The sequence below is a fragment of the Anabaena sp. CCY 9402-a genome (assembly GCF_963920945.1).
Classification (GTDB): domain Bacteria; phylum Cyanobacteriota; class Cyanobacteriia; order Cyanobacteriales; family Nostocaceae; genus Trichormus; species Trichormus minutissimus.
In genome coordinates this window covers 1-7,865 of record NZ_CAWUDL010000136.1, presented here as the reverse complement: position 1 = coordinate 7,865, position 7,865 = coordinate 1, and the positions used below count along the sequence as shown (strand labels likewise).

Below are 7,865 nucleotides of genomic sequence, written 5' to 3'. Positions count from 1 at the left end.
GGCGAATTCCACCTTGATTATCGCTCCTTAATATTTAGATGCGTTCGCCCTGCATTGAGAATTGGCTTTGATGCGTTTGCATACTTCAATCCCATCCAAATCAGGCATCATCACATCTAATAAAATTACATCGGGCTGTATAGTTTTTAGCCGTTCTATTGCTCTGTGACCATTAGATGCGTAGTTTAAATCATAACCCTCACGAAACAGTAGGGTTTCAATTACATCAAAGTTATCTGGTTCATCATCAACGACTAGGATAAAAGGCTGATTGTCCATTTAGTATGTATATTACTTTTCTAACAAGTTTTGAATTATACTTGTAAGCTCTCTCAGCTTGACTGGCTTGTTCACATAATCATTTGCTCCGGCTTGGAGACATTTTTCGCGATCGCCTGGCATGGCTAATGCTGTTAATGCAATTATGGGAACATTGGCTAATTCCTCATTTTCCCGAATGGAGCGGATAGCTTCTAACCCGTTGATTTGGGGCATTTGAATATCCATCAAAATCAAGCTAGGATTTTGAGATACGGCCAAATTAATGGCAGTTTGTCCATTGCTCGCTAGTATTAGTCTATACCCTCTACTTTCAAGATAGCTAGAAATCGTCTCAATATTGGCCTGATTATCTTCGGCTAAAAGAATTAAGGGGGATTCTGAAACTAGTGACGGAATAGTTGATAAACTTGTTAAAGGTAATTGTACATCTCCTGGAGGTGTAGGAAACGTTAATTTTTTGTCTATGTAAGGTAAACGGACGGTAAAGCAACTACCTTTGCCTACCTCACTACTAACAGTTACCTGTCCACCGTGTAACTCTGCAATTTGACGTACCAAAGCTAGTCCGAGTCCACTGCCAGTATACTGTCGGTTTAAGCGACTATCGATCTGTACGAAGGATTGGAATAATTTTTCCATATCTTTTGGAGCAATACCAATACCTGTATCAATTACTGAAAAGCTCACCCACTCTAAGGATTGTGATTGAGGACTGTGAGTATTTCCTGGAGTAGGATAGTGTTCCATTCTTTCTCGTCTGACTGCTAAGATAATCACCCCCCCTTCTGGGGTAAATTTCACGGCATTATTGAGCAGGTTAATTAAAACTTGCCGCATTCGACGTTCATCAACAGTAATTCGTTTAATAGTGCTTTGAATATTCAGTCTGATTTGAATTTGTTTTTGATGAGCTAGTTGCTTGACAAAAGCTAAACTAGACTCACACAGATAACAAATGGTAATGGGAGCAATTTGCAGTTCTAGTTTACCTGCGGCGATTTTGGCTAAATCCAGGATGTCGTTGATCAGTTCTAGCAGGTGTTTCCCACTACGTTCGATAGTAGACAAGGCGTGTTGCTGACGTTCTGTAATTTGACCAAATACCCCTTCTAGCAAGCCTTCAGACATTCCCAAAATGGCGTTTAAGGGTGTGCGGAGTTCATGACTCATGCTGGCGAGAAATTCATCTTTGAGGCGAGTAGCGCGGGATAGTTCTGTGTTGACAGAAAGTAGTTCCTCATTCAACATAGACAATGCTACCTCTGCACGTTTGCGATCGCTTAGTTCGGTTTGCACTTGTTGATAGAGGTCTGCTTGCTGAATAGCTACGGATAACTGGCTAGCAATTTGCTGGAGTAGATTAGCTTCATCTGGTTGCCATTGACGCTGAGTAGCGCAGGCATGAATGCTAATTAATCCCCATACCCTAGCAGGTTGATTTTCCACTTTTTGAATAATAGGGGCGATAATCTGGGATTTTACTTGTGTTTGTTGCATGAATTTAGCCAGAAAGTCTGCCCAATCGTCATTTTGAGTATCTGTGACGATGCGGACATTACCTGCGAGGTAAAATTCATAACATTCTGGCGGGAAACATTCATTTTCCCACAATATACTTTCGATGATGGGGTACTCAGGCGCAACGGATTGCTGTAGCACTACTCCCATACCGTTGCTCATCAGGTGAAAAATTAAGACGCGATCCGCCTGAAAAGTTTGTCTAATTTCGTTGACGGCTGATGAGAGAATTGACTTTAAATCAAGGGATTGACGGATATGTTGAGTGATGTTTCTCAGTAGCTTTTCGCGCTGTGCTTGTTTTTGCAGTAATTCCTCGGCGCGTTTGCGATCGCTGATATCTTGAATTGCACCAATCATATATTGTGGTTCACCAGCGAGCGATCGCACAAAGGCAACAGTGAGATATACCCAAACAAGTCTTCCTTGTTTATGGATATAACGTTTCTCCATTGCAAATGTCTGAAGTTCGCTAGCTAGGAGATAATCCATCTGAAGACAATCAGCCGTTATGTCTTCTGGATAGGTAATCTCCATAAAGGATCTACCCAACAGTTCTGTCTCAGAATAACCAACAATATCGCCGAATTTTTGATTCATACCCATGAATCTACCCTGCAAATCAACTTCAAATATACCGACATTTGCTTGCTCAAAGGTGACACGAAATCGAGCTTCACTTTCTTGCAATGCTGCCGTTCGTTGTGTGATGTTTACTTCTAGTTCTTCGTTGAGTTGTTCTAAGGCTTCTGTGGCTCGCTTGCGTTCTAGTTCTGCACTTGCACGAGATGCAAACACCCGCAGAGTGGCTTTCATGCGTTCTGGTTCTTCTAGAGGATGGGTATCGAGAACACAAAGATTACCTATAGCTACACCGTTATTATCCCGCAGAGCCACACCTAAGTAGTATTCTGCTTCCATGATAGTCAGATCCACATCTGCTGGAAATTCCTGGGCAACTTTCGATTCACAGTAAAAAATGCCTTCTACCAATGCCTTTTCGCAAGGAGTTTGAGCAATGTTATAGGTAATTTGGGATTGCAATTTATTATTTGCAAAAAATCCCAGGGTTTTTAAGCAGTTACCAATACGTTCTGTAACTAATACATAGGGTACATCCAGGGCTTTTGCTGTATAACGAGCTAAAGCCGAGAAAAACTCTGTCCCCGTCACTGCTGCCGTACCTTCAACCAATGTTTTTAAAGATTCTTCTGCACCTTTGCGTCCAGTGATGTCAGCCGCCGTACCAATGAGGCAATAGATGCGTCCGGTTTCGTTCTGCAATGGCTTTAGGGTTATCAATAACCAATAACTGCGATTTGTATGCGAGTTAGTGAAATGCTCTTCAAAGGAAACAATATTTCCTGACTCGAAACAAGCATCGTATTGTTGACAGAGTAATGTCCCCAAAGATTCACCAAACAATTCTTTGGGGTTTTTACCTTGTGTTTCTATGCTACTGATGCCAAAAAAACGCTCGGCAACAGGATTCCAAGCCCCATAACAATATTCGCCTTGGGGATCAATCTCTACCGTAAAAATTGCTTGCTCAACATCTTCGTAAATGGCGCGTAAAAAACTCTCACTTTTTTCCAGAGCTATCACTGCACGCTGACGTTCCATAGCAATTCCCGCCAAATAGGCGGCAAGGGTGAGAGTTTCCAACTCATAGGTTTGCGGTGTTTTTACCTCACGGTAATAGATGCCAAATGTTCCCAGAACACAGCCATCACTAGCGATAATAGGAGCAGACCAACAAGCCCGCAATCCAAAATTCAGGGTGAAATCCTTGTAGTCTTGCCACAGGGGATCATTGGCGATGTCTGAAACAATTATCACTTGTTGGCGATAAGCCGCAGTCCCACAAGAGCCGACTCCCTCGCCAATCATTACGCCATCGCAACTCACGAAGTATTCTTTTGGTAGGTTCACTGATGCACACTGATGCATGCGGTTTTCTTGATCGACTGACAGAATACAACATAATGCACTATCCAATTGCTGTTCCAGAGATGTAATCAAAGCATGAAGGATATCTGCTAAGGGTTCACCCTTAGCAATCTGGGATAAAATCCGGTTTTGCATTTCTAACCGGCCTTCCATGCGTTTGCGTAAGCAAAGCTCGTCGTAGACATCGCTAATATCTGTAACCGTGCCTACATAGCCTGTACAATTTCCCGTGCTATCGATTTCAGGGATGGCTTGTGCCATCACCCAAATGACTTTATTCTTTGAATTTTGGAAACGAAGTTCTGTAAAGAAGGGTAGTTGCTTGGCGACAGCATCAGACCACTGACGGAAGACAAGATCGCGATCTTCGGGATGTAACGCCCGTGACCAGTTTAATCCTAGTGCCTCTGCCATCGGCAAGCCGGCCATTTCTTCCCATTTAGGATTAAGATATTGGCAATTTCCTTGTAAATCGGTGCGAAATATCCCCACCGGAGCATTTGCGGTCAGTGTTACATAGCGGTGTTCACTATCTCGGAGAGCTTGTTCTGCCTGTTTAGCGGCGGTAATATCTGTGACAATACCCTGATAGGCTTCCACCTTACCCTCCGCATCATAAATAATATGAGCGCGATCGCAAACGTAGCGAATTGATCCATCCGGCTTGATAATTCGATAGTTAATCTCATTATTTTTCTGTTCCCCCCTCTCAGGAAAAAACGCAGAAATGAACAATTCTTGATCATCAGGATGAATACAATTGAATACGCTATCAGGATAGTTAGTAAAGAAATATGCACAAGGTCTGCCAAAAATTTGCGCGATCGCTGGATTTAAGTACAATAATTCTCTATCCGGGCTAATCAGGTAGATACCATCAGGCATATTTTCTGCCAGCGAGCGATATTTTTTTTCTGATGCTTCCATCTGAACCCCAATACACCCTTGACAATCTTGCTTTTGTTGGGGTTGTAATTGTTGTAATTTACTCAGCCCATTTAATAGAGTTTCGTAGGTAAGTAAACCAATTACTTGGTGACAATGATCAACTACAGGTAGATGTCGCAGGCGATGCTGACTAAATATTTGTAGCGGTACTGAAAAATTATTTAACTTAGATTCTTGTAAGGTAATTACAGGATGGCTCATGACTTCAGCCATGCTCTTTTCAGCCATGTTAAGCCCCTCAGCACTCAAGCGGACTACATCTTGTTCTGTCCAGATACCTACAAGTTGCTTGTCTTGCATGACTAACACACAAGTAGCTTTAGCTGTTGTCTTCAGCCAATACTGATCCAAATCATGGGATAGTGAGCTGCTCGTCCTGGTGTTATTCATCAATATCAATGCTTCAATGGCAGGCGTATTGGGAGTAACAACTAAAGGCTGACGGATAATAGCATCTGTTAGCAGAACATCTGGGTTATTCGCTTGATCGTGATTAGCTAAACCAAATAGTTGAGTATCCATTAATACAACCGCATTTTTGTAAATATTTTTGATTAATAGCCGCCAGCGACTGGAGAGAAAATTAATCTTTTAAGAGTAAGATATCTCATATTATATGTCTAGCTTTATACAAAAAGGTTACTTATAGAACCAGATATAAATTAGCTCCTATTTTTGCTTCAGTCAGAGTGAAGCGATCGCCAATAATTAATATAGAATGGTCAGGCTTTAGCCATGTTAACGCCGTGGGTGATGCAATGAGTAATGAGTAATGAGTAATAAGTAATAATTCTCAAAATTCAGAGGCTGCTGTGCCGTAAATGAGGAATACGCTAACATGACTTTGTATAAATAACCGTATTTAATCCCGTAAATTAATGGATATCGCCTTAATCATTAAATTTCTTGCTCCCTGCCTGCCATTTCTGCTGGCTACGGGTGGTAAAGTTGCAGAAGGAGCATCTCAGAAAGTCGGTGAGGATGTTTGGAATAAAGCCAAGGCTATTTGGGGTAAGTTACAACCCAAAGTAGAGGCGAAGGAAGAAGCCAAAAAAGCAGCCGCAGCAGCAATGCAAAATCCAGGGGATGAAGATTACCAAGCAGCTTTACGGGCGCAATTAAAAGATATTTTAAAGTCTGAGACAGCACTGGCACAAGAGATAGCCAAAATTTTGCAAACATCGACTGATAAACCCGGTGACAATATTCAGATGAGTGCGAATGCTTACGACCAAAGTACAGTGAAGCAAGTCGGGAAAATCGAGGCTAATGAAGTGAGCTTTTAACTTCCCGACTTGTAGCAAGTGGCGTTAGAGGTTTTGATTCTTGCTCCCCTTCCCTTGTAGGGAAGGGGTTGGGGGTTAGGTTTAAAAAAAAGTTACACACGGCGTAACGTTCTCATTTTGAACAGAAACATTCTCATTCTGAATAAAAAATTTCTCATTCCAAACAAGAACGTTCTCATTTTGAACAGGAACATTCTCATTCTGAGCAAAAAATTTCTCGCTCTAAACACCAACATCCGAGTTCCGAACATCAACATCCGAGTTCTGAACACCAACATCCGAGTTCCAAACACCAACATCCGAGTTCTAAACACCAACATCTGAGTTCTGAACACCAACATCCGAGTTCCAAACACCAACATCCGAGTTCCAAACACCAACATCCAAGTTCCAAACACCAACATCCGAGTTCCAAACACCAACATCCAGCAAAATTTGTCTATCTGCTAACTAACTATGGCGGAAGAACCAAACCCTAACCACCAAGAAATCATTAAATTAGAGGGAACTGCTCAAGATGAGAGTAAGTTAACTCAATTTGGTCGTGTTGATGCGGAAAATTTCCATCTGAACGCTCAACAAGTTCAATTTCTTGTTCAACTAGAAAGCAGTACCAAGGCAGAATCGCCGGGGGTTCTCAAAGCTGGGAATCCCGGTAAAAGTTTAGCTTACTGGCAAGGACGAAAAACAGAAATTGCCCAAATACAGCAATGGTTAACTGATCAAAATACCTTTTTAATTGGTATAGAAGGCATCGGTGGTACAGGTAAATCCATGCTGGCTGCGAAAATTTATGATGAAATTGCGGGTTTCCCCAAGCGATTTTGGGCTGATGTCAGTAATGGGGCAAGTTTTAGCGATTTAGCCAGAGAAGTATTAACACAATTCGGCTGTCCTGTACCAGAACAAGAAGCGCAGTTAATCGAGGCGTTGGTTAGGTGTTTGCGTTCTGGGCAATTTTTACTGATTATTGATAACCTGGAAAGCTTATTACAACCTGATAGACAGTGGGGAAGTCTATTTTATGGTGAGTTTTTCCAAGCATGGGTGGAATCTGGCGGTAATAGTAAGGTATTAGTCACCACCAGGGAAAGACCAGAATTAAAAGGCTTTGAGTGGCTATCCCTGAAGGGTTTACAGGTAGATGAAGGGGTAGCACTGTTAACCGCATTGGGCATTAAAGGGGATTTAAAAGAGTTTGTGGAATTAGTAGATGGGCATCCCTTATTGTTGAGATTGGTAGCAGATTTATTAAAGGAAGAATATTCACAAGACCCGGATTTAAGCAGATTAGCAGATTTAGGCTTAGGGAATTTGCGACAGTTATTGACAGATCCCCAAGTGGTAGGTATCCATCGCCGGGAAAATGTGGGGATGGTTTTAGTGTTGGATGCCAGTTTTAATAGGTTGAATGAGTTACAAAAGGCGTTATTGCTGAATATTAGTGTTTATCGTGGTGCGGTTGACAGTGCAGCAGCCGTAGCAGTGTTGCCGGGAAATTCAGCAGCAGAGATTGAGGGAGAATTAAGGAATATTGTTAAGCGTTCTTTGTTGGTAGAAAAACTCAATGGTAAGCGGTGGTTTGAGTTTCAGCCTGTGGTATTGGAGTATGTGCAGTATAAGGCAGGTGATCAGACAGAGGCACATCAACGAGCTATTAATTACTATCTTTTGAATTTTAAACAAAAACCTTGGCAGACTAAAGAAGATATCCAGGAATATTTAGAAGCTTTTTATCACTGGTATCAGCTAAAAAATTATGAATTGGCATTTGATGTCTTAAAGGTTTGCGATAATTTTTTAACTTTACGGGGTTACTATACCGCCTAGGGAAAACGCATCTTATTTACTAATAAAAATTAAGAGAGATTTCAAAATGAC

The 7,865-nt window shown here is 41.7% G+C and carries 4 protein-coding genes and 1 pseudogene; 2 read left to right on the top strand and 3 right to left on the bottom strand.

Annotated features, from left to right (window positions below; all coding sequences use genetic code 11):
- Positions 1–54: 54 nt before the first annotated feature.
- Together ACM0OR_RS27210 and ACM0OR_RS27205 are read right to left on the bottom strand one after the other, a co-directional pair.
- A pseudogene (locus ACM0OR_RS27210) lies at positions 55–279 on the bottom strand (response regulator); the annotation flags it as partial.
- A gap of 12 nt (positions 280–291) precedes the next feature.
- On the bottom strand, positions 292–5,220 hold the full coding sequence (locus ACM0OR_RS27205) for a PAS domain S-box protein (RefSeq protein WP_414579522.1): 4,929 nt from the start codon (positions 5,218–5,220) through the stop codon (positions 292–294).
- A gap of 356 nt (positions 5,221–5,576) precedes the next feature.
- Between ACM0OR_RS27205 and ACM0OR_RS27200 the strand changes: the two genes are divergently transcribed.
- Complete coding sequence (locus tag ACM0OR_RS27200; RefSeq protein WP_414579521.1) at positions 5,577–5,984, top strand: hypothetical protein; 408 nt, start codon at positions 5,577–5,579, stop codon at positions 5,982–5,984.
- Between the two features lie 92 nt (positions 5,985–6,076).
- On the opposite strand, the gene ACM0OR_RS27195 is transcribed toward ACM0OR_RS27200, so the two are convergent.
- Entirely contained in the window at positions 6,077–6,409 is a 333-nt protein-coding gene (locus ACM0OR_RS27195) for a hypothetical protein (protein WP_414579520.1), read from the bottom strand.
- 31 nt (positions 6,410–6,440) lie between these two features.
- Here ACM0OR_RS27195 and ACM0OR_RS27190 point away from each other — a divergent pair, with 31 nt between their 5' ends.
- Entirely contained in the window at positions 6,441–7,814 is a 1,374-nt protein-coding gene (locus tag ACM0OR_RS27190; protein ID WP_414579519.1) for an NB-ARC domain-containing protein, read from the top strand.
- The last annotated feature ends 51 nt before the right edge of the window (positions 7,815–7,865 follow it).